At 56.2% G+C, this 19762-nt stretch carries 21 protein-coding genes and 1 pseudogene; 4 read left to right on the top strand and 18 right to left on the bottom strand.

All coding sequences use genetic code 11. The features are described from left to right. Positions 1-81: 81 nt before the first annotated feature. Entirely contained in the window at positions 82-1308 is a 1227-nt protein-coding gene (locus tag ACQY4M_RS20980) for an IS256 family transposase (RefSeq protein ID WP_428539582.1), read from the top strand. 67 nt (positions 1309-1375) lie between these two features. On the opposite strand, the gene ACQY4M_RS20985 is transcribed toward ACQY4M_RS20980, so the two are convergent. From ACQY4M_RS20985 to ACQY4M_RS21045, 13 genes are all read right to left on the bottom strand, one after another. Further along, entirely contained in the window at positions 1376-2809 is a 1434-nt protein-coding gene (locus ACQY4M_RS20985; RefSeq protein WP_428549035.1) for a phosphomannomutase/phosphoglucomutase, read from the bottom strand. Between the two features lie 88 nt (positions 2810-2897). Then, entirely contained in the window at positions 2898-4451 is a 1554-nt protein-coding gene (locus ACQY4M_RS20990; RefSeq protein WP_428548382.1) for a capsule biosynthesis protein, read from the bottom strand. Further along, positions 4435-5088, bottom strand: a complete 654-nt coding sequence (locus tag ACQY4M_RS20995; protein ID WP_118941578.1) for an ABC transporter ATP-binding protein — start codon at positions 5086-5088, stop codon at positions 4435-4437. Before ACQY4M_RS20995 ends, ACQY4M_RS20990 begins: the two co-directional genes overlap by 17 nt. A 190-nt stretch (positions 5089-5278) precedes the next feature. Beyond that, positions 5279-6976 (bottom strand): Na(+)/H(+) antiporter subunit D, encoded by a 1698-nt coding sequence (locus tag ACQY4M_RS21000; protein WP_428548385.1) that lies wholly within the window; start codon positions 6974-6976, stop codon positions 5279-5281. Then, a complete protein-coding gene (locus ACQY4M_RS21005; protein WP_428548388.1) occupies positions 6969-7313 on the bottom strand; it encodes a hypothetical protein in 345 nt (114 codons plus the stop codon). The genes ACQY4M_RS21000 and ACQY4M_RS21005 overlap by 8 nt, the downstream gene beginning before the upstream one ends. 9 nt (positions 7314-7322) lie before the next feature. Then, on the bottom strand, positions 7323-8789 hold the full coding sequence (locus tag ACQY4M_RS21010; protein ID WP_428548391.1) for a proton-conducting transporter membrane subunit: 1467 nt from the start codon (positions 8787-8789) through the stop codon (positions 7323-7325). Then, positions 8790-10316: a monovalent cation/H+ antiporter subunit D family protein gene (locus tag ACQY4M_RS21015; RefSeq protein ID WP_428548394.1), complete on the bottom strand. Its 1527-nt coding sequence runs from the start codon at positions 10314-10316 to the stop codon at positions 8790-8792. Continuing rightward, complete coding sequence (locus ACQY4M_RS21020) at positions 10317-10745, bottom strand: cation:proton antiporter subunit C (protein WP_428548397.1); 429 nt, start codon at positions 10743-10745, stop codon at positions 10317-10319. Then, on the bottom strand, positions 10745-11185 hold the full coding sequence (locus ACQY4M_RS21025; protein ID WP_428548400.1) for a Na(+)/H(+) antiporter subunit B: 441 nt from the start codon (positions 11183-11185) through the stop codon (positions 10745-10747). Before ACQY4M_RS21025 ends, ACQY4M_RS21020 begins: the two co-directional genes overlap by 1 nt. Further along, a complete protein-coding gene (locus ACQY4M_RS21030; RefSeq protein ID WP_428548403.1) occupies positions 11185-11751 on the bottom strand; it encodes a DUF4040 domain-containing protein in 567 nt (188 codons plus the stop codon). The genes ACQY4M_RS21025 and ACQY4M_RS21030 overlap by 1 nt, the downstream gene beginning before the upstream one ends. After that, complete coding sequence (gene mnhG / locus ACQY4M_RS21035) at positions 11744-12112, bottom strand: monovalent cation/H(+) antiporter subunit G (RefSeq protein ID WP_428548406.1); 369 nt, start codon at positions 12110-12112, stop codon at positions 11744-11746. Before mnhG ends, ACQY4M_RS21030 begins: the two co-directional genes overlap by 8 nt. Then, positions 12109-12402 carry a monovalent cation/H+ antiporter complex subunit F gene (locus tag ACQY4M_RS21040; RefSeq protein ID WP_428548409.1) on the bottom strand — a complete coding sequence of 98 codons (294 nt, stop codon included), beginning with the start codon at positions 12400-12402 and terminating at the stop codon, positions 12109-12111. The genes mnhG and ACQY4M_RS21040 overlap by 4 nt, the downstream gene beginning before the upstream one ends. Continuing rightward, positions 12402-12884: a Na+/H+ antiporter subunit E gene (locus ACQY4M_RS21045; protein WP_428548412.1), complete on the bottom strand. Its 483-nt coding sequence runs from the start codon at positions 12882-12884 to the stop codon at positions 12402-12404. The genes ACQY4M_RS21040 and ACQY4M_RS21045 overlap by 1 nt, the downstream gene beginning before the upstream one ends. A 225-nt stretch (positions 12885-13109) precedes the next feature. Between ACQY4M_RS21045 and ACQY4M_RS21050 the strand changes: the two genes are divergently transcribed. Continuing rightward, positions 13110-13613: a uracil-DNA glycosylase family protein gene (locus ACQY4M_RS21050; RefSeq protein ID WP_428548415.1), complete on the top strand. Its 504-nt coding sequence runs from the start codon at positions 13110-13112 to the stop codon at positions 13611-13613. A 38-nt stretch (positions 13614-13651) separates the two neighbouring features. Here ACQY4M_RS21050 and ACQY4M_RS21055 read toward each other — a convergent pair. Next, positions 13652-14784 (bottom strand): IS3 family transposase gene (locus ACQY4M_RS21055; RefSeq protein ID WP_428539245.1). Its coding sequence is split into 2 segments (ribosomal slippage): positions 13652-14532 and positions 14532-14784, totalling 1134 coding nucleotides; the frame shifts between segments, so codons are not numbered across the junction. A 64-nt stretch (positions 14785-14848) separates the two neighbouring features. Here ACQY4M_RS21055 and ACQY4M_RS21060 point away from each other — a divergent pair. Together ACQY4M_RS21060 and ACQY4M_RS21065 are read left to right on the top strand one after the other, a co-directional pair. Beyond that, positions 14849-14965, top strand: a pseudogene (locus ACQY4M_RS21060) (uracil-DNA glycosylase family protein); the annotation flags it as partial. Beyond that, entirely contained in the window at positions 14958-15743 is a 786-nt protein-coding gene (locus ACQY4M_RS21065) for an SseB family protein (protein WP_428548418.1), read from the top strand. The pseudogene ACQY4M_RS21060 and the gene ACQY4M_RS21065, both read left to right, overlap by 8 nt. Here ACQY4M_RS21065 and ACQY4M_RS21070 read toward each other — a convergent pair. From ACQY4M_RS21070 to rfbF, 4 genes are read right to left on the bottom strand one after another with little or no spacing between them, the layout of a single operon-like run. Beyond that, positions 15740-17263: a Hint domain-containing protein gene (locus ACQY4M_RS21070; RefSeq protein ID WP_428548421.1), complete on the bottom strand. Its 1524-nt coding sequence runs from the start codon at positions 17261-17263 to the stop codon at positions 15740-15742. The genes ACQY4M_RS21065 and ACQY4M_RS21070 overlap by 4 nt on opposite strands. Then, complete coding sequence (rfbC, locus tag ACQY4M_RS21075; RefSeq protein ID WP_428548424.1) at positions 17155-17739, bottom strand: dTDP-4-dehydrorhamnose 3,5-epimerase; 585 nt, start codon at positions 17737-17739, stop codon at positions 17155-17157. The genes ACQY4M_RS21070 and rfbC overlap by 109 nt, the downstream gene beginning before the upstream one ends. Continuing rightward, entirely contained in the window at positions 17726-18817 is a 1092-nt protein-coding gene (gene rfbG, locus ACQY4M_RS21080; RefSeq protein WP_428548427.1) for a CDP-glucose 4,6-dehydratase, read from the bottom strand. The genes rfbC and rfbG overlap by 14 nt, the downstream gene beginning before the upstream one ends. Continuing rightward, positions 18799-19572, bottom strand: coding sequence for a glucose-1-phosphate cytidylyltransferase (gene rfbF / locus ACQY4M_RS21085; RefSeq protein ID WP_428548430.1), 774 nt, complete (start codon positions 19570-19572; stop codon positions 18799-18801). Before rfbF ends, rfbG begins: the two co-directional genes overlap by 19 nt. Positions 19573-19762: the final 190 nt, after the last annotated feature.

Here is a 19762-nt window from a genome sequence, read left to right on the forward strand (position 1 = left end):
GTGGAAATTCGAGGACGGCGTAATCTCCGGGTGCATCGAAGCCACCCAACCGGCGGCTGGAACCGCCAAGGAGATCACGCCATGACAAAGAATACAGCAACATCGACATCCGCGCTACTGGCCAATGAAGCAGGCTATGACCCGATTGAAGACCGGCTGCGCCAGAACATCCGCGCGACGATCGAGGCGGTTTTCGAAGAGGAGCTGGAGCAGTTTCTGGGCCGTTGCCGGTATGGCCGCAGCGGCGGGGCAAAGGCCGGATACCGCCACGGGCATCGCGAGCGGCAACTGGTCGGAACATTTGGAACCGAAACGGTGCGCGTGCCGCGTGCGCGGATCACAGGCGAGGCCGGCAAGGCCAGAGAATGGCGCTCGAAGGCATTGCCCCGCTACCAGCGGCTGACGAAGAAGGCCGAGGCGCTGATCGCTGCTGTCTACCTTTCGGGCACCAACACACGGCGGGTAAAACGCGCCCTGTTCGGCCTGTTTCAGGGGGCGGTCAGCAAGGATGTGGTGAGCCGCGCCTGGCGCAAGGTGAAGGTGGACTGGCAGGCGTGGTGCGCCCGCAGCCTTGCGGATGAAGACATCGTGCGGCTGATCCTGGACGGCACCGTGATCAAAACGCGGATTGACAGGAAGGCCACCAATATCTCGGTTCTGGCCGCGATTGGCGTGCGCCGGGATGGGCAGAAGGTCTTGTTATCACTGATGAACATGGGCGGCGAAAGCACCTCCGCCTGGCGTCAGTTCATCAACGATCTGGATGCGCGCGGGTTGAAACGGCCCGAATTTGTCATCGTGGACGGGGCACCGGGACTTGAGGTCGCTCTCATTGCCCTCTGGGGTGAAGATCTGCCGATCCAGAGGTGCACGGTGCACAAGCACCGCAACCTTCTGGCCAAGGCACCCAAGCGTATGCATGATGAGTTGACAGAAGATTACCGCGACATGATCTACGCCAAAACACCCGAGGAAATCGCCACCCGCCGCAAGGCATTTCTGCGAAAATGGCGGCTGAAATGCAAGGCCGTCGCTGACAGCTTGGAAGAAGCAGGAGATAAGCTTTTCACCTTCACGCGTCTGCCACAAGGCCAGTGGAAATCGGCCAGAACGACAAATGCGATCGAACGCCTGAACGAGGAATTCCGCCGCCGCATCAAGACCCAGACCGTGCTGCCATGCGCCGAGACCGTGCCGATGCTGCTTTGGGCTCTGATGGCCTCGGGGCAGATCGTCATGCGAAAGGTCGATGGCTGGGAAACGCTCGCTCAGCCCGTCGCCGACGCAACCCTTGACCAAGCCGCCTGACCGGCGCATAACTCAACCCGCTCGGAGGTGCCTGAAATCAATTTCCACCACTTTCGAGACACAACCGTTAAAATGTCTGGTCATAATCCCCGACAGCGGTTTCCGTGCGGATCACTGCGTCAATATCGGCAAAGATCGCCCGCATTTCGGCTTCGCTTTCGGGGCTTTCGCACACCACCACCAGATTTGGCGTATTGGACGAGGCCCGCACCAGCCCCCATGCGCCGTTGTCCAGAATAACCCGCGCGCCATTCACCGTGACGACCTGTGCAATCTTGCGGCCTGCGATGCTGCCACCGTCCTTGTGCAGTTGCACCAGCCTGGCCACCAGCCGTTCCAGCACCTGATATTTTTCGGTATCGGCGCAATAGGGTGACATGGTGGGCGTGGCCCATGTTTGCGGCAAGGCGCGGCGCAGGTCGGACATGGATTTGTCAGGGTTGCGGTCCAGCAGCTTGCAGATTTCCACCGCCACCCGCAGCCCGCTGTCATAGCCACGGCCAATCGGCTCGGCCAGAAAATAGTGGCCGGATTTTTCAAACCCTGCCAGCGCGCCGATTTCCTTGACGCGGCGTTTCATGTGGCTGTGGCCGGTTTTCCAGTAATCGGCTTTGGCGCCGTATTTCTGCAACTCGGGGTCAGACGCATAAAGGCCGGTCGATTTCACATCGGCCACAAATGTTGAATTTGGGTAAAGCCGCGCAAAATCGCGGGCCATGATCACGCCTACCTTGTCGGCAAAGATTTCCTCGGCCGTGTCATCGACCACGCCGCAACGGTCCCCGTCGCCATCAAACCCAAGCGCCAGATCGGCCCCCGAGGCCGTGACAGCCGCCGCCATATCATGCAGCATTTCCATTGCTTCGGGGTTCGGGTTGTAATGCGGAAAGGTATAGTCCAGCTCGTTGTGCAGCGGCACCACTTCAACGCCGATGCGTTCAAACAGTTCCGGCGCAAAGGCGCTGGCGGTGCCGTTGCCTGTGGCGCAGACCACCTTTAGCGGGCGGGACATTCTGAAATCCCCGACCAGATCATCCAGATAGGCCTCTTTCACGCCGTCAACAAATTCATAGCGTCCGCCATGATGCGGTTTGCCGTGGCCACCCAATACGATGTCGCGCAGTTCGGCCATTTCATCAGGGCCATGGGTCAGCGGACGTTCAAAGCCCATTTTGACACCGGTCCAGCCGTTCGGATTGTGGCTGGCCGTGACCATCGCCACCGCCGGCGCATCCAGATGGAACTGGGCGAAATAGGCCATCGGGGACAGGGCGGGACCGATGTCTTTGACATGAATACCGGCCTGCATCAACCCCAGCATCAGGGCGTTTTTGATCGACGGGGAATAGTCGCGGTAATCATTGCCAACGGCAATCACGGGTTCAATGCCCCGATTGCGCATCTGGGTGCCAAGGCCAAGTGCAGTGATTCCGGCCAGATTGATGTCCTCGGGGTATTTCCAGCGGGCATCATACTCGCGAAAACCGGTTGGTGTGATCATCGCATCACGTAAAAATTCCCAAGTATTCTGGGAAACCTGCTGGCTTGGTTTTGTCACTTTGAACATCTCGCTATTGAATAGAATGGCATCAGGATGAAACCTGTTCCCGCAGGATCGAAGCCGTCAGGGAAATCATAAGATAGGCACCCGAAAAGATAAGAAACGCCAATAGGGTATTTTCGAATTTTCGTGGGTATGCTGCTTCGTCCGGCTTAACCGGCGAAACCCCCATTGACAGGTATCGGGTTTGCCGGTTTGCCTCGATGCGGGAATTCTCCAACTGCTGCAAGGCGGCTTCCAGCATCATGGTGCGCGTTTCCACTTCTCTCTCGGCACCGCGCAATTCGCTGGTTCTGCGGGCAACCGAAACATCATTGCCTGAATTCGAGACAAGTTTCCCGCGCACTTCCTGTATCTTGCTTTTCAGTGATCTAACTTTGCGTTCCAGAGGGGCCAGTTTGGCCGGGTTCGGGCGTGGGTTGGATCGCAGTTCTTCCAGTGAAAGCTCGGATTGCAGCAATTCCTGCTCCAGAAGCGCTATGCTATTCGTAAGCAGGGAAACCTCGACTTCGGTGTTGATTATTTGCAGAGTTTCCTGCAACGAATTAACCTTTTCCTGTGCTAGATCCAATTGTTCCTTGGCGTCCGCATAATTATCCTCTGCACCTTTCATTTGATCATCGCGCATACGGGCAGTCATATGATCCACTTGCTCTTCCGCATAGGAAATCAGGGCGTTTGAATACAACACACTTGTTTCGGGATCAGCGGCAATCACCTCCATTTTAACAATGCCTTCTGTCGGGTCATAGCTTAGGATCACATGTCGTTTGTACAGTCTGTAAGTCTGTTCATTCGTGGCGTCAGGGTCGAGCCGCTGGATCGGATCGATCCAGTCCTGCGAAAAATGGGCCTTGAAGCCATATTCCCGATCCAGCCGCAACATTGCATCCCGTGACTGCAGATAGCTTTGCACGGTAATAGAATCCTGCGAAGTGGCTAATCCGGTTCCGCCAAAAAGGCTGCCAATCTTGCTCCCTCCCTGTGAGTTAGCTTTCTGTATGACAAACTGGGATGTGGTTGAATACATCGGAGTGGCAATGTTGTAATAGTAATACCCAACCAGAATTGTGGGCAGCAGCACGAAAAATGCAAGCCGCGTAAACAACAGGAACAGTTTAAGACGTCGCCGCCGCGCAATATCACGTTGAACTTCCAATATGGCCTTGGCGCGCGCGCCTGCAGTGTCCACATTGGTCGAAGGCAGATTGGTTTTTGCCAGCGGTACGGTTTGGGGAAGTTGGGTCTTGCCCCCTGCCCCCTCGGGTTTATTTTCTGTCGCGATAATCGCATTCCCGCGCTGGAACGGATCAACCCCTTTGGCGCGCAGCAGCCTGACAGCATCGAAATCCGACGTCGCATTCAGCCCGTGTTTTTGCGCTACCCTGCGTGCCATTCGCAACTGGCGGCCGGTCAGGCCCTCTTTTCGGATTTCCTGTATCTCTTGCTCGACAGAAACTTCGCGTGCGTCACTAACTTCGCCGCTAACACCCTTGCCCGCTTCCGCTTTTGCACCAGAAGAACCGTTAAGGGGGCCACTGCCGCGGATCCTGTATTTTTTGGCTCTAGGCTTCATAGTCATAAAGTTGCTTTGCCTCTTCCAAAGTGTCAAACATATGCAGTTGGCCCTCACGAAGGACTGCAGCCGAACGGCAGTATTTTTCCAGCGTTTCTGGTTTATGCGAAACGATCAGAACAGTTGTAGTTTCCAACCTTTCACGCAGAATATCACCCGCCCTTTTATTGAATTCGGCGTCGGTTGTCGACGGCATCCCTTCGTCAATAAGATATAGGTCAAAATCCAGCGCCAGCATGAGCGAAAAACTGAATCTGGATCGCATTCCCTGGCTGTATGTGCCTACCGGCATGTCGAAGTATTCATCCAGATCGCACATCCATCGACAGAACGCTTCGATATAGTCGGGATCCAGCCCGTACAGCCGCGCAATATAGCGTGAATTCTCCATCGCAGACAGCTTGCTGATAACCCCCCCCATAAACCCCAGCGGGAACGAAACACGGCAGTTTTTGATGATTTGCCCTTCGTCCGGTTTTTCAAGCCCCGCGACCATGTTGATCAATGTCGTTTTACCGGTGCCGTTCTTGGCCAAAATTCCCATGGAATTACCCAATTCCACACGAAAAGAAGCGCGATCAAGGATCACCTTGCGCTGCTTGCCGGTCCAGAAGGACTTGCTGACATTTATAAACTCGAGCATTTATGCTCCGGTATAGCATCCATTGGCACCGTGCGTTCTAACAGGTTTTTGTTAATATCCTCTGCACGGTCTATTCATCTGTTATGTCGGGAGTATTCCCGAAATTCCAACAGCAACAGGGGGAAATGCGTGGAATTTGTAGCATTTTATGCCGGATTACATCAGTTTCGGGCGAAAGGTTCACAATTCTTCAGCTAAAAAAGCTGACAATCAATGTCGCGCCCAGCAGAACCGAAATCCAGATCACCATTGAGCCGGTAGGCCAGGAACTTGCCATGCGCCCTTCGGGGCCGTGCGAATGATACAGACCCGTGATGATATTCTTTACACGTCGGTTCAGGAACCCCAATGTGCCGGACCAGATGGCGCTTACGACAGTGGCAACCTTGCGAATGATGCGGGGCAGCAGCCAGCGGTAACTCCAGTCCGTATCCAGATTGATCGCCCTCACTTCCGGCGGATGGATGCCGGTGCGCATCAATATGCCAAAAGCCAGCAGGGCAAACAGCAGCAATTGCAATTGCCCGACAACGTGGCTGGTGGTGTAGGGGGTGAAATCCACCTCGAACGGAAGCAGTGCGTATAGAGGCGCAGGATAGACGCCGATAGCAATACACAGCGCCGCCGTCAGGCCCATTGCCAGCAGCATATGTGTCGGGGCCTCTTTTGGCCGTTTGCCGCTGTCATGGGCAAAAAACATAAAGAACGGGATTTTGATGCCCGAATGGGACAGAACGCCGGCCGAGGCAAACACCAGCGCCAGCCAGACAACGAACATTCCGCCGGACGCCGCTTCGTCCAGAATGATGGATTTGGTGACAAAACCCGAGAACAGCGGGAATGCCGAAATCGACGCCGCCCCCACCAGACAGAACATCGCGGTTTTGGGCATGGTGCGGTATAGCCCGCCCAGTTCAGACGCCTTTGAGGTGCCGGTGCGATACATCACCGCCCCAACCGACATGAACAACAACGCCTTGTAAAGAATATGCGCGAAGGCATGCGCAGCCGTGCCGTTCAGCGCCATATCCGAACCGATGCCGATACCCACCACCATGAACCCCAACTGGTTGTTCAAGCTATAGGCCAAAACGCGGCGCAGATCGTTTTCGATCTCGGCAAAGAAGATCGGGAATACGGCCATTACCACACCGATATAGATCAGGATTTCCGTGCCCGCGAACCCGCGTGCCAGTGCATAGATCGCAAGTTTCGTGGTAAAGGCAGACAGGATCACCGTGCCGGTGATAGTCGCCGCCGGATAGCTGTCCTGCAACCAGTTGTGCAACAATGGAAAGGCGGCTTTGATCCCGAAGGACAGGAAAATCAGCCATGTGCCAAGTGATCCCAGCGTCATCGTTTCAAACACGATCGACCCCGTGTCGCGGTACACCAGCGCCACACCGGCCAGCAGGATTACACCTGATCCGATCTGGATAATCAAATAGCGCATCCCCGTATGGAATGCCCCTTCGGTGCGCCGTGCCCAGATCAGGAACACGGATGCAATCGCCGTGCCTTCCCAATAGAAAAACAACGTGATCAGGTCACCCGCAAACACCGCGCCAATGGCCGAGCCGGCATACAGCAATGCCGCCACCTGCTGCACCGTATCGCGCACATGCCATGCGTAAAGATTGCCCAGAAACGCCGCCAGACTAAAGATCAGCCCGAACACACGGGCCAGCTTGTCCACCCGCATCAGCTCCAGATCAAAGCCGAACAGCGGCACGGCATAATGCATCCCCAGCGGCATGGTCCAGATTTGCCACGCGGCAATGATTGGCACAATTAGCAACAGCCCCGCCCGCATCGGGCCTTTGGGCAGCGCCAGCAGCACAATCGCGGCGGCAAAGAACAGGTAAGCGGTGGGGATCTGGTCAAGCATCATAATCGACCTTTTCCAGTTCCGCTTCTGGGTATTCTTCGCGGTCCACGGCTTTGTCGCCGTAGTAATCCTCGGGCCGTTTAATCAGCACGCGCAAGCCTTTGGCAGCAAGGATCAGGCCGGTGAACATGATAAAGCCGTAAGCGCCGAAAAACCCGGGCAGATGCTCTACATCGAAATAGCCGTGTTTTTCAAAGGTGAAATCAGCCAAAAACAGCAACCCGCACACAACGGCCAGCGCCCAGAAAATCTTGTTTGCGCTGCCGGGCTTATCGACCCACAGCAGCATCCGGCCAAGGACGGGGTAGGTATCGGGGTTGTCTTTGTGCTCGGACATATCTTCCTCCTACCTGCTGGCGCTGACGATGGGCATCAGGAAATCCCTGATGTCTGTGGCATAGAAAAACAGCAACACACAGCCAAATGCTGTGATCGCAGGCGGCAGCCAGACCAGTGTCGGGGATTCCTTGATGGCCGTCGCCTCGCCTACCTTCGCTGGCCAAAAGAACCCCTTGCCGACAATCGACAACAGATAGGCCACGTTTAACAGGGAACTGAGCATCAACACCGCAATCATCACCTGTTGGCCTGCGTCTGCGGCCCCGACGATCAACAGCCATTTGCTCCACGATCCGCCCAATGGTGGCAGTCCGATGATTGACAGCGCCCCGATCAGGAAGGCGCCATAGGTGATCGGCATGATCCGCCCCAGACCGTTCATCTGGCTGATGTTGGTCTTGTGGGTGGCGACATAGATCGAGCCGGCGCACATGAACAAAGTGATCTTGCCCATCGCGTGCATGGCAATATGCATCCCGCCGCCAAGCGCCCCCATGGAGGTAGCCAGCGCCATGCCAAGGGTGATGTAGGATAGCTGGCTGATGGTGGAATAGGCCAGCCGCGCCTTCAGGTTATCCTTGGTCATCGCCACGATGGACGCGGCGATAATGGTATAGGCCGCAACCCACATCAACCACTCGGACGCGCCGGTTTCGGCCAGAAAATCGATGCCAAAGATGTAAATGCCGACTTTCAGCATAGTGAACACACCTGCCTTGACCACTGCCACCGCGTGCAACAGGGCACTAACTGGCGTGGGGGCGACCATCGCGGCGGGCAGCCAGCGGTGGAAGGGCATAAGCGCCGCCTTGCCGATGCCGAAGGCATACAGCCCCAGCAGCAGCGCCACCATCGGCCCCGCGATATACCCGCGCAGGATGCCGCCCTGTGTGAAATCCAGTGTACCGGTCAGGGTGTAGGTCCAGATAATCGCCACCAGCAGCAGACCGATCGAGGTGCCCATCAGGATGCCCAGATAGGTGCGCGCACCACTAATGGCCTCGGGCGTGCCTTTGTGGGCGACCAGCGGATAGGTCGAAAGCGTCAGCATTTCATAGAACAGGAACAGCGTGAACATATTGGCCGAAAACGCCAGCCCCATCACCGCCCCGATGGCCAGCGAGAAACTGGCAAAGAAACGGGTGTGGTTGTCCTCGTTATTGCCGCGCATATAGCCAACGCCATAGATATGCGTCAGGATCCACAGACCGGAGGCAACGATGGCAAACAGCAGGCCCAGTGGCTCGACGTTGAACGCAATATCAAGGCCGGGGAAGACGGTCAGAAGGCTGAACGCCTCGCTCGTGGTGTTGCCCACATTCGACAGGATCACCAGCACCGTGGCAAAGGTGGCAAAAGCCGCGCCAAGGGTCATGCTGTCACGCAGGTTCGCGTGCTTGCGCAGCAGCAGGTTGCCAATGGCCGCCGCAGCGGGGATCAGCATAGTCAGCAGGATGGCGGTATTGGTCTCCATTTACTGCCCCCCCGCCATGAAACCGTGCAACAGGCCGTCAGCGGCCGTGCGGGCGGCGGTCATTGTCAGTTCCGTATCAATCCCGAACCACACCGTCGCCCCGGCCATGATCCACAGCGGCACCAGCATGGTCAGCGGTGCCTCTTGCCGCACCCAGCCTTTGGCTGGTTGCTTCATATACAGCGTTTCGATCACCCGCCAGACATAGACAATCGCCAGCAGGCTTGATCCGACAACCGCAAGCGCCAGCGGCCAGTACCCTTGCTCGATCGCGGCTTGCACCAGCACCCATTTGCTGATGAAACCGGCAGTTCCCGGCACCCCGATCAGCGACAGGCCGGCAATCACGATGGCAAAACTGGTGAACGGCATCACTTTGCCCATGCCTTCGATTTTGGCATAGAAGGAACTGCCGCTGCGCAGCACCAGCGCGCCAACCCCCATGAACAGGGCAGCCTTGGTGATGCCGTGGTTGAACAGATGCACGATGGCAGCCGTCAGGCCGGTTGTCGACAGCAACCCGATACCCAGCAGGATATAACCGATCTGGGCAATACTGGAATAGGCCAGCATGCGTTTGAAATCGCTTTGGAAAGCCGCAATCAACGAAGCCGCAAACATTGCCAGGATTGCCAGTGGCATCATCACCCAGCGAACCGCATGCATTTCAAACAGGAAATCCGGCTGGAAGATGGTGAACATGAACCGCAGCAGCACATATATGGCAACCTTGGTTGCGGTGCCGGCAATAAATGATGTTACGGCAGAAGGCGCATAGGTATAGGCATTGGGCAACCACAGGTGCAGCGGATAGACAGCGGCCTTCAGCCCCATGCCGACCACAACAAAGGCAAAGGCCGTTTCCAGCGTGCGGTTGGTGCCATGGATTTGAATGTAGTAGGCAATATCCGCCATATTCAGCGTACCGGTGGCGGCATACAGAAAGCCGATGCCAATCACGAAAAATGTGGCACCGATGGTGCCCATGACAAGGTAATCATAGGCCGCTGTCAGCGCGCGTTTATCGGTGCGCGCCCCCATCGCGACCAGCACATAGGTCGACAGGGACGAAATTTCGAGGAACACAAACACGTTGAACGCATCCCCCGTGACAACCACCCCCAGCAGGCCGGTGAAACACAGCAAATACATGGTGTAGAACAGGGTCTGGTGGCGTCTGGGTATTTCGTTCTTGATGCTCTGGATCGTGTAGGGCAGCACGATGGTGCCGATGGCTGACACCAGCAATAATACGAACGCATTGGCCGCATCAATCCGGTATTCGATGCCAAGCGGTGGCAACCAACCTCCGATCGCGTAGGAAATCACGCCGCTGTCAAGCACCCGCAGCAACAACAGCACCGAAATTACAAACGACGCCAGCGCCGCCCCAAAGGCAATCGGCCACGCCAGACGGCGCGAGCCGATCAGCACTGTCAGCGGGGCGGCCAGAAACGGTATGATAATAATCAGAACCGGCAGGTGGTCCGAAAGTGTACGCGCAGTATGCAAGGCTTCAACCGTCATCTAGGCGCGCCCCCCCATAGCTTCACCCAGCGTGCGGTTTTCCTGCGTCACCAGTTCGGTTTCGATGGCCAGAATTTCGTCCTCTTCAATGGTGTTGTATTCCTCGCGGATGCGCACAATCAGTGCCAGCCCCAGTGACGTGGTGGCAATGCCGACCACAATCGCCGTCAGGATCAGCACATGCGGCAGCGGGTTGGTATAAATCGTCTCGGGGTCAATTTCCATATCCAAAGGGAAGATAGGCGCAGTGCCACCCGTGACCTTGCCAAGCGAGATGTAGAACATGAACACCGCCGACTGAAACAGGTTCAGCCCGACGATTTTCTTGATCAGGTTGCCCTTGGCCACCACGATATACAGGCCGGTCATCATCAGAACGGTGAACAGCCAGTAATTCATGTGACCAAGGATGAAATCAAGCGTCGGCATTACCATTCCTCGTCACTGATGGCGGGGCGGCGGGATGCAAAGGCATAGTAGATCGAGATCATAACACCGGTTACCGTCACCAGCACGCCGAATTCCACTGCGAAAATCCCCCAGTGCTGTCCATGGGATGGGTGATCTGGCGAAAATGATCCGTAATCCAGAAAATCATAGCCCAGAAACAACGCCACAACGCCGGTGCCGGCATAGATCAGCACCCCTAGCGCCATCATCTTATGCGCCAGCCAAGCGGGCATCACGGCCTGTACTTTTTCCAACCCGAAAACGATCCCGTACAAGATAAATCCAACAGCCATGATCACACCCGCCTGAAACCCGCCACCGGGTGAAAAATCACCATGGAACTGCACATAAAGCGCAAACAGGATAATCGGGGCGACCAGCATTTTGGTAACAACACGAAGGATAAGGTGGTGATGCATCAGCTAACCTCCCCTTCATCCTTGGTGTGCTTGCGACGACGGCGGCGCAATCCGGAAATCAGCATCAGCACCCCGACACCCGCGGTGAACACAACGGCGGTTTCGCCCATCGTGTCATAACCGCGATAGCTGGCCAGAATGTAGGTAACGACATTGGGGATATCCATATCCTCGGGCCCGCGTTCCATATATTGCGCGGCCACGCCAACCTGTGCGGGGGCATTGGCATCGCCAAAATGCGGCATGTCCAGCGTGCCGTAAATGATGGCGGCACCGGTGACGGTAACCACCAGCAGCGGAATCCACGGGGTGTGGACCGGTTTCTTTTCAATCCGCGATGTCAGGGTCAGGGTCGACAGCATCAACACGGTGGAAATACCCGCCCCCACGGCGGCCTCGGTAAAGGCCACATCGACAGCATCCAGCGTCACCAGCAGCATCGCTGACAACAGGCTGAACACCCCCGCCATCATGGTCACACCAAACAGGCGGCGCATTTTTACGATGGCAATGCCGGTGGCCACCAGCATAGTGAACAGGGACAGGTCGATGAACAGATCAAGCATCATCTTCCCCTTCCGGCTTTATCGGTTCCGGTTCGGCCCCAGTCAGCCCTTCACCCTCGGGGGGGCGCAGACCGGTGACAAGGGCGGCGTTGGCCACGGCATGGGTCGAGGTCGGGCCGGTGATAAACAGGAACACCCCGATGATCAGCAGTTTCACAGTGACCAGCGTTGGCCCCGCTTGCAGGCACATGCCGATCACCAGCAGGATCATACCCGCGGAATCAGTGATCGAAGCCGCATGCAGCCGCGACCAGAAATCGGGAAAGCGTATGGTGCCCACCGCACCGATCACGACAAAGATCGATCCGGAAACGATAAAGAACCAGCTTAACAGGTTGATGATGATCTCCAGCGCGCTCAATGCCCGATCTCCCGATCTGTAGGACGCTGATGCACATCCCCGATAGCGCGGTAGCGGAAATATTTCAGGATTGCGATGGTGCCAATAAAATTGATCAGCGCATAAAGTAGCGCAATATCCAGAAAATCGGGCCGGCCCGTCAGAAAGCCGATCACCCCGATGAACAACACCGTATGGGTGCCGAAGGAATTGACCGCCAGCACGCGATCATACAGCGTTGGTCCGGCATATAGGCGCACCAGAACCAGCACCATAGCAATAAACAGCGCAAAGATCGCAAAAACAAACATCACGCCCCCCCTGCGGTTTCACATGCGGTGATCCGCGCGTCCATATCGGCCAGTGCTTCAGGGTCGCCTTCGGAATAGGAAACCGCATGCACCAGAAAATGCCCGTCCTCGGTTTCGACCGTGATGGTGCCCGGGGTCAGGGTGATCGAATTGGCAAAAATCACCTGCCCGACGTCGGTTTTCTGGGTGTAGGGCGTTTTGAACAGATGCTGGCGGATCGGCATATCGCGGGCCAGAATAATCTTTGTTACGGCCCAGTTGGCCCGTGCGATTTCCAGCATCAGCCACGCCAGGTATTTGGTGTATTTCACGGGGGCCAGCAACAGATCGACCCGATCGCCATCCCCTGCGTCCATCCGGCCGGTGATAAACAGCGTCAACAGCACAGAAGCCACACCTAACCCGATGATGAAAGGCTCGAAAATACCGGACATCAACAACCAAAGGGCGAAGAAAACAATCGCTATGCCAATGTTTCGCACCGATATCCCCCTTTGTTGTCCCACCCTCGGTAAATACGCGGGGTCGGTTCGTTACAGATAGTATATGCGAAGGGGGGGTGCAATGACTTGTCGTGCAATTTCAAGAGGAGATTTCGGCTCCGGACCAGTGCAAGATATTTCTATTAAACCGGTTTAATAGTTATGCTGTCACCTTGGAAAAGTCACCTGTTTGCTGTTCTGGCAGCCTTTCGGTAAATCCGTTACATGGATCAGTTTATTGCCCGCCTGCAATCCTGCCGCCTTTGTGCCGATCGCTTTGCGGCCACGGCCACAGCCCATCAGCCACGTCCCGTTGTCTGGCTGGATCCGCAGGCGCGCATCCTGATTGCCGGACAAGCGCCGGGCGCGCGGGTGCATGACTCCGGCAAACCGTTTGACGATCCCTCTGGTGATCGTTTGCGTGATTGGCTGGGGGTGGATGCCGATACCTTCTATGACCTGCAACAATTCGCCTTTGCTCCAATGGGGTTTTGCTTTCCGGGATATGACGCCAAAGGATCGGATCTGCCGCCGCCCAAACTCTGCGCTGATACATGGCGTCGTGACCTTATCCACCATCTGACACAGCTCCGCCTGACCCTGCTGGTGGGTGGATACGCGCAGAAATGGCATCTGGGCAAAGCGGCTAAAGGGGGTGTAACCCGCACCGTTAAGGGCTGGCGCGACCATGCGCCCGACGTATTCCCAGAGGTGGTCCCACTTTTTTGACCAGTCAGCAGCCAGTTTAAGATGGATCAGGGTTTCATTTAGGCTGCCAAACTCATTGGTTTTGTTTTTCTGTCATAGGCTTCATCCGGGGTCAATATTCCGTGGGTGGAATGCGGGCGCTCGGTGTTGTAGTAAGCCAACCATTTCCCGATCCCGGCGCGGGTCTGCGAACCCGTTTCAAATGCGTTGAGGTAAATGCATTCGTATTTCAAGGATCGCCAAAGCCGCTCGATCATCCGGTTATCGACCCAGCGACCTTTGCCATCCATCGAGATTTTCACGTCGGCTTCTTTCAGCGCCTGCGTCCATTCAAACCCGGTGAACTGGCTGCCCTGGTCGCTGTTCATGATATCGGGCTTGCCGTATTTGGCCATAGCCTCTTTCAGGGCTTCAACGCAAAAATCTGCCTCCATGCTGTTTGACAATCTCCAGCTCAAAACCTTGCGGCTGTGCCAGTCCATGATCGCGACCAAATAGAGGAACCCGCGCTGCATCGGAATGTAGGTGATATCTACGCACCACACATGGTTTGGACGATCAATCGTCAGGTCTCGCAGCAGATACGGGTAGATCTTATGCTGCGGATGTTTCTTGCTCGTGTTGGGCGTCTGGTAGATCGGAACCAACCGCATCAGCCGCATCAAACGGCGGACCCTGTGGCGACCACACTTGTAACCTTGGCGCTGCATGTGCCGGGCCATTTGCCGTGATCCATACCACGGCGTCTGCAAGAATTGCTTGTCGATTATTGTCATGAACCGCAAATTTTCAGCACTTTCGCCTTTTGGCTGGTAATACAGGTTCGAGCGCGCCAGAGAAAGTAGCCCGCATTGTCGTCGCACACTCAGATCATGCTCACGGCTCACCATTTTTTGCCTCGCTTCCCGAGCAACTGTTGCGAGGCGTTGGCTAAAAAATCCCGTTCCACGACCAGCTGACCAATCTTGGAGTGCAGCTTCTCAATCTGGGCTTCATCAACCCGATCAGGATCACGGCCCCGTCTGGAAAATGCCGTGGCCATGTTTTCAATCGCTGCTCGTTTCCATGTGCCAATCTGGGTTGGATGCACACCATACTTCTTCGACAGCTCCGCCATCGTCATTTCCTCGCGGATTGCTTCAAGCGCAACGCGGGCTTTGAATTCGGGAGAATGGTTCTTTCGTTTCGTCATTTTGAATCGTCTTTCTCATAAGTCGATCCACCTTAACAACTGGTCCGAATTTCCGCGACCACCTCTCCCCTTGCCCCATCCGTCTTGGCGCAATACAGGCTGGATCAGGAAAAACCCGTGGTTTAAGGCCGATCTGCTACCAGCGCTGAAAACCCGTGTAAAAGAGGTTCTGGATGACTGACCCAACCCCGCTTGATGCTACCCATGCCGCTATGCAATCCGCCCCCGATGATACGGCCCGGCGCCTGCGGTTCTTTGAACGGCTGGCGGACAGCGAGTTATTTCTGCTGCTGGAAGCCGAGGCACAGGGGGACACCATCAAACCCGAAGTGTTCGAGGTGGACGGGGCGAAATATGTGCTGGTATTTGATCGCGAGGAACGGTTGGCTGAATTCGTCGAAGGCGCGGCCCACCACGCCACACTGTCGGGGCGGGTGGCTGCGCGGATGCTGGCAGGGCAAGGGGTCGGGCTGGCGGTCAACCTTGGCGTAGCGCCATCATCGATCCTGATACCGGCGGAGGCCATGGCGTGGCTGGGTGAAATACTGGAGGAAACACCGGATGAAATTCAGGCCAGACCGGTCGCATTTTCCGCCCCCGCCGGCATCCCCGAAACCCTGCTGACCGCGCTGGATGGCAAACTGGCCATCGCCGCCGGACTGGCCAAAACCGTCTATCTGGTGGCTGTGGAATACGAGGACGGTAACAGCGGGCATATGCTGGCGATCATCGATGCGCTACCAGGGGCCCAAGGTGCCCTGGCCAAAGCCGTTGGCGAAGCCGTCAGTTTCAGCGGCTTTGAAACCCCGCTGGATGTCGCGTTCTTTGCGGGGGATGAACCGCTGTGCGCCACCTTGCAGAAAACCGGCTTGCGGTTTGATCTACCGGAAAAGAAAACGGCTGCACACAGCCCTGCTGCGCCTGGCATGGACCCGGAGAACCCGCCGATCCTGCGTTAAGAGGCTTGAAACAACAGCGTGGCTTCAAACCGACGAATTTCCATGCGAACAATATTGTCATAGGTATTCGGGGCGACACGCAAGTCTGGATACAAGGCAAACAGTTCTTCTCTCACAGGTGCATCAAAAGCATCCAACCCGACATGCCCGGGATGAAAGCTCTCGGTTGGCAGCCCGTTGGAATAGACAATCTGGTGTTGATCAAATAGCAGGTGAAAATAGGCAAAGCCACAGGTGCGGTCCGACAAAAAGGCTTTACTGCCTGTCAGATGCTTGGCGGCCGTCAAAACCTCGGGTGTTCCGAACAGCAAATTGCAATGGTAGTCGGCCACCATAATCCGGTGACGGGGTGATACATACAGATCTTGTGCAGGCTTGCCTGCACCAAAACTGTGCGCCGGAATGCAGACTGGACGAAAATCGATTTGCATGTCGGCACCCGCAGCTATTTCCTTTCGACCAACCCAGCGCAACGGCTGCAACCCATTGTCCCGCGTTACCACCAAATCACCAGCCTCAAGCGTTTCAACAGGTCGTTCCCCTGTAGCCGTCAATATCAATGTCCCGGTTACAAAGTGGAACCCCTCGTAAAAGGCAGGTCTGTCCATGCCCGCGCCTGTTTCCTCGTCCAGCAGCGCCTGCACCGCATCGCTTGCCTGTTGTGGTCCGCCCGCGTGCTGCACAAACACCCGCAGGCTGCCGCCGTGGGTGGGCAGGCGTTCGACATCGAACACTTCTAGCCCCTGATGCTGCATAATCCGCGCAACGGACAGCAGGCTGAGGTAGGAGAAATGCTCGTGATAGATGGTGTCAAACTGGTTCAGGCGCACCAGATTTAACAGATGCGGGAATTCAAAGGTTGCCACACCATCCGCCGCCAGCAGGATTTTGAAACCGCCGACAAAATCATTGATATCGGGCACATGGGCCAGCACGTTGTTGGCCGCCATCAGTTTGGCGGAAATGCCCTCTGCCGCCAGCTTTTGCGCAGTTTCCACGCCAAAGAAAATCTCGCGGGTTTCGATGCCCAGATTGCGTGCCTCTGTGGCCACGGCGGCGGTTGGCTCGATCCCCAGACAGGGGATGCTGGCAGTCTGGAAATTCTTCAACAGATAGCCGTCATTCGAGGCAATCTCGACCACCATACTGTCCTTGCCCAGCCTAAAACGTGCGGTCATCTGTTCTGCGTAGCGGGCGGCATGATCCAGCCACGAGGCCGACATCGAACTGAAATAGGCATAATCGCTGGTGAACAGGCTGTCGGCGGCGGCAAAATCCTGCGTCTGCACCAGCCAGCACTGATCACAATACAGCACCCGCAACGGCAGCCAGATTTCCGGCTTTTGCAAATCTGCGGGCGCAAGATAGGCGTTTGACGGCGGCGCGCTGCCCAGATCGACGAATACGCGGGTCAGCGGGGCGGCGCAGTGCCGGCATTTGGGCTGATCTTGCGTGGCAGATTGCGCAGCGTCGGCAGGGCCTGATCCCGTGGGGATATTTCGGTCACTTCTAGGGGCCATTTAATACCTATTTCATCATCTAACGGGTTAACCCCGCCCTCGCAGTCGGGCGTAAAGGGTGCAGAGTGGAGATACAGCAGTTCGACATCGGGTTCCAGCGTCTGGAAACCATGGGCAAATCCCGGCGGTATATAAAGGCTGCTCCAGTTTTCGGCCGAAAGCTCGACCGCGATCCAGCGCCCGAAACTGTCCGAGCCTTCGCGCAGATCAACAGCCACATCCAGAATGCGGCCACGCAGGCAGCTGACGATTTTCACCTCGGCCGCCGGTGGGTACTGGAAATGCAGCCCGCGCAGGGTGCCCTTGCGGGCGCTGTAGCTGTGGTTGATCTGGACAATTTCCATATCAAGACCGGCCTCGGCCAGTTCCTGTTTGCAGAACAGACGCGAAAAATGCCCGCGCGCATCGCCCAGTTTGTGCTTGTCGATGCGCAGCACCCCGTCCAGACCGGTTTTGGATATTTCAAGATGTGCCAAGGCTGTCCCCGAAATAATCCCCGATCTGTTGTAGGGTGAAGGCCGCCATATCCTGCCCCTTTGCATGGGCACGATACCAATCGGCCGTTTGTTCCAACGCCTGATCAATTGACCAACGCGGAGTCCAGCCCAAATAGGCACTGGCCTTGGCGCTGTCCAGTTTCAGGATTTGTGCCTCTTTATAGGCATGGGGCTGAATGATTGGGTGCAGATCGCTGTGGCTCAGCTTCAGGAAGGTTTCGACCACATAGGCAACCGTCCTTGTATCCGATGGTCCGGGGCCGAAATTCCAGCCCTCGGAAAAATCATCCGGTTTTTGCGCCAGATGTTCGGCCAGCATCAGGTATCCCGACAATGGCTCCAGCACATGTTGCCACGGGCGCAGGGCATCGGGTGCCCGCAACACGGGGGCCACGTTACCGGCTATTGCCCGTACCATATCGGGGATCAGACGGTTGTCGGCCCAGTCCCCGCCACCGATCACATTGCCCGCCCGTGCGGTGGCCGTGGCAATGTCCAGATCGGCCAGAAAGGACTGCCGGTAAGCCGCTGTCAGCAGTTCGGCACAGCCCTTCGAGACCGAATAGATATCCTTGCCGCCCATCGGCTCGTTTTCGCGGTAGGGCCAGACCCATTCGCGGTTTTCATAGCATTTGTCACTGGTGACATTGACCACCACCGCCGGATTGCCAAGGTTGCGCAGCGCCTCGAACAGATGGGCGGTGCCCATGATGTTGGTGGCCAGCGTGCCCAGCGGATCTTCGTACGAGGCATGCACCAGCGATTGCGCCGCCAGATGGAAAACAATATCCGGCCGTGCCGCCTGCAAGGCCTGCTTAAGCACAGTCGCATCACGGATGTCGCCGCGCGTGTCACTGGTAAGCAAGCCCGCGACACGGGCCAGATCAAACAGGTTCGGCCCATCATTGGGGTCCAGCGAAAATCCGTGCACTTCGGCCCCCAGACGGGACAGAACACAGACCAGCCAACTTCCCTTAAAACCGGTGTGACCGGTCAGAAAAACCCGTTTTCCACGCCAAAAATCCGCCTGCACTCCCGTCATTCCCAGACCTTCCACGGGGCGGCGCCACTGTTCCACAAATCTTCCAGATGGTTCTTGTCGCGCAGAGTGTCCATCGGTTGCCAGAACCCTTTGTGGAAATAGGCATTCAACTGATTATCATGGGCAATGCGGGTCAAGGGATCCTCTTCCCAAGATGTTTCGTCGCCTTCAATATAGTCAATCACCTTTGGCGACAGCACAAAAAACCCGCCATTGATCCAGCCGCCATCCCCGCGCGGCTTTTCGATGAAATCACGCACCTTATCACCGTCCAGATCCAGCGCCCCATAACGGCCCAGCGGCTGCACCGCCGTGATTGTCGCAAGTTTGCCGTGTGCCTTGTGATGGGCGACCTGTGCGCTCACATCTATATCGGCAACGCCATCGCCATAGGTGAAGAAAAAGAACTCCTCGTCCTTCACATAGTCGTAAATCCGTTTCATCCGCCCACCGGTCATACTGTTTTCGCCCGTATCCGCCAACGTCACCTTCCACGGCTCGGCAACCAGCCTTTGCAGGTGGGTTTCATTGGTTTTCAAATCAACGGTGATGTCAGACTGGTGCAGGTAATAGTTCAGGAAATAATCCTTGATCATATAGCCCTTGTAGCCACAGCAAATAACGAATTCGTTCACCCCGTGCGCCGCATAGGTTTTCATGATGTGCCAAAGAATAGGCTTGCCACCGATTTCAACCAGGGGCTTGGGCCGCAAGGCGGATTCCTCGCTGATACGGGTGCCAAAACCACCTGCCAGAATGACTGCTTTCATGATGAATATCTCTGTTGCTACGTCATGATTACCGTAACATTACAACGCGGGAAGTTTAAAGGGTTTTACATTGATTAAATCTGAAAACCGCAAGCAATGAAATCGTTTGCCTATTGTTCAATCACAACATGCTGCCTATTAGTGTTGTAATTCACCCTGCAGGGGCCGATTGGGACCTGCGATGTGCAGA

The organism is Profundibacter sp. (assembly GCF_965277155.1).
GTDB lineage: Bacteria > Pseudomonadota > Alphaproteobacteria > Rhodobacterales > Rhodobacteraceae > Profundibacter.

Bases quoted from the DNA above. Each gene is read 5' to 3' on its own strand.
- ACQY4M_RS20980 (WP_428539582.1), top strand. From the start codon at position 82: ATGACAAAGAATACAGCAACATCGACATCCGCGCTACTGGCCAATGAA.
- ACQY4M_RS20985 (WP_428549035.1), bottom strand. From the start codon at position 2,809: ATGATCACACCAACCGGTTTTCGCGAGTATGATGCCCGCTGGAAATAC.
- ACQY4M_RS20990 (WP_428548382.1), bottom strand. From the start codon at position 4,451: ATGACTATGAAGCCTAGAGCCAAAAAATACAGGATCCGCGGCAGTGGC.
- ACQY4M_RS20995 (WP_118941578.1), bottom strand. From the start codon at position 5,088: ATGCTCGAGTTTATAAATGTCAGCAAGTCCTTCTGGACCGGCAAGCAG.
- ACQY4M_RS21000 (WP_428548385.1), bottom strand. From the start codon at position 6,976: ATGCTTGACCAGATCCCCACCGCTTACCTGTTCTTTGCCGCCGCGATT.
- ACQY4M_RS21005 (WP_428548388.1), bottom strand. From the start codon at position 7,313: ATGTCCGAGCACAAAGACAACCCCGATACCTACCCCGTCCTTGGCCGG.
- ACQY4M_RS21010 (WP_428548391.1), bottom strand. From the start codon at position 8,789: ATGGAGACCAATACCGCCATCCTGCTGACTATGCTGATCCCCGCTGCG.
- ACQY4M_RS21015 (WP_428548394.1), bottom strand. From the start codon at position 10,316: ATGACGGTTGAAGCCTTGCATACTGCGCGTACACTTTCGGACCACCTG.
- ACQY4M_RS21020 (WP_428548397.1), bottom strand. From the start codon at position 10,745: ATGCCGACGCTTGATTTCATCCTTGGTCACATGAATTACTGGCTGTTC.
- ACQY4M_RS21025 (WP_428548400.1), bottom strand. From the start codon at position 11,185: ATGCATCACCACCTTATCCTTCGTGTTGTTACCAAAATGCTGGTCGCC.
- ACQY4M_RS21030 (WP_428548403.1), bottom strand. From the start codon at position 11,751: ATGCTTGATCTGTTCATCGACCTGTCCCTGTTCACTATGCTGGTGGCC.
- ACQY4M_RS21040 (WP_428548409.1), bottom strand. From the start codon at position 12,402: ATGTTTGTTTTTGCGATCTTTGCGCTGTTTATTGCTATGGTGCTGGTT.
- ACQY4M_RS21050 (WP_428548415.1), top strand. From the start codon at position 13,110: ATGGATCAGTTTATTGCCCGCCTGCAATCCTGCCGCCTTTGTGCCGAT.
- ACQY4M_RS21065 (WP_428548418.1), top strand. From the start codon at position 14,958: ATGACTGACCCAACCCCGCTTGATGCTACCCATGCCGCTATGCAATCC.
- ACQY4M_RS21070 (WP_428548421.1), bottom strand. From the start codon at position 17,263: ATGGCCCCTAGAAGTGACCGAAATATCCCCACGGGATCAGGCCCTGCC.
- rfbF (WP_428548430.1), bottom strand. From the start codon at position 19,572: ATGAAAGCAGTCATTCTGGCAGGTGGTTTTGGCACCCGTATCAGCGAG.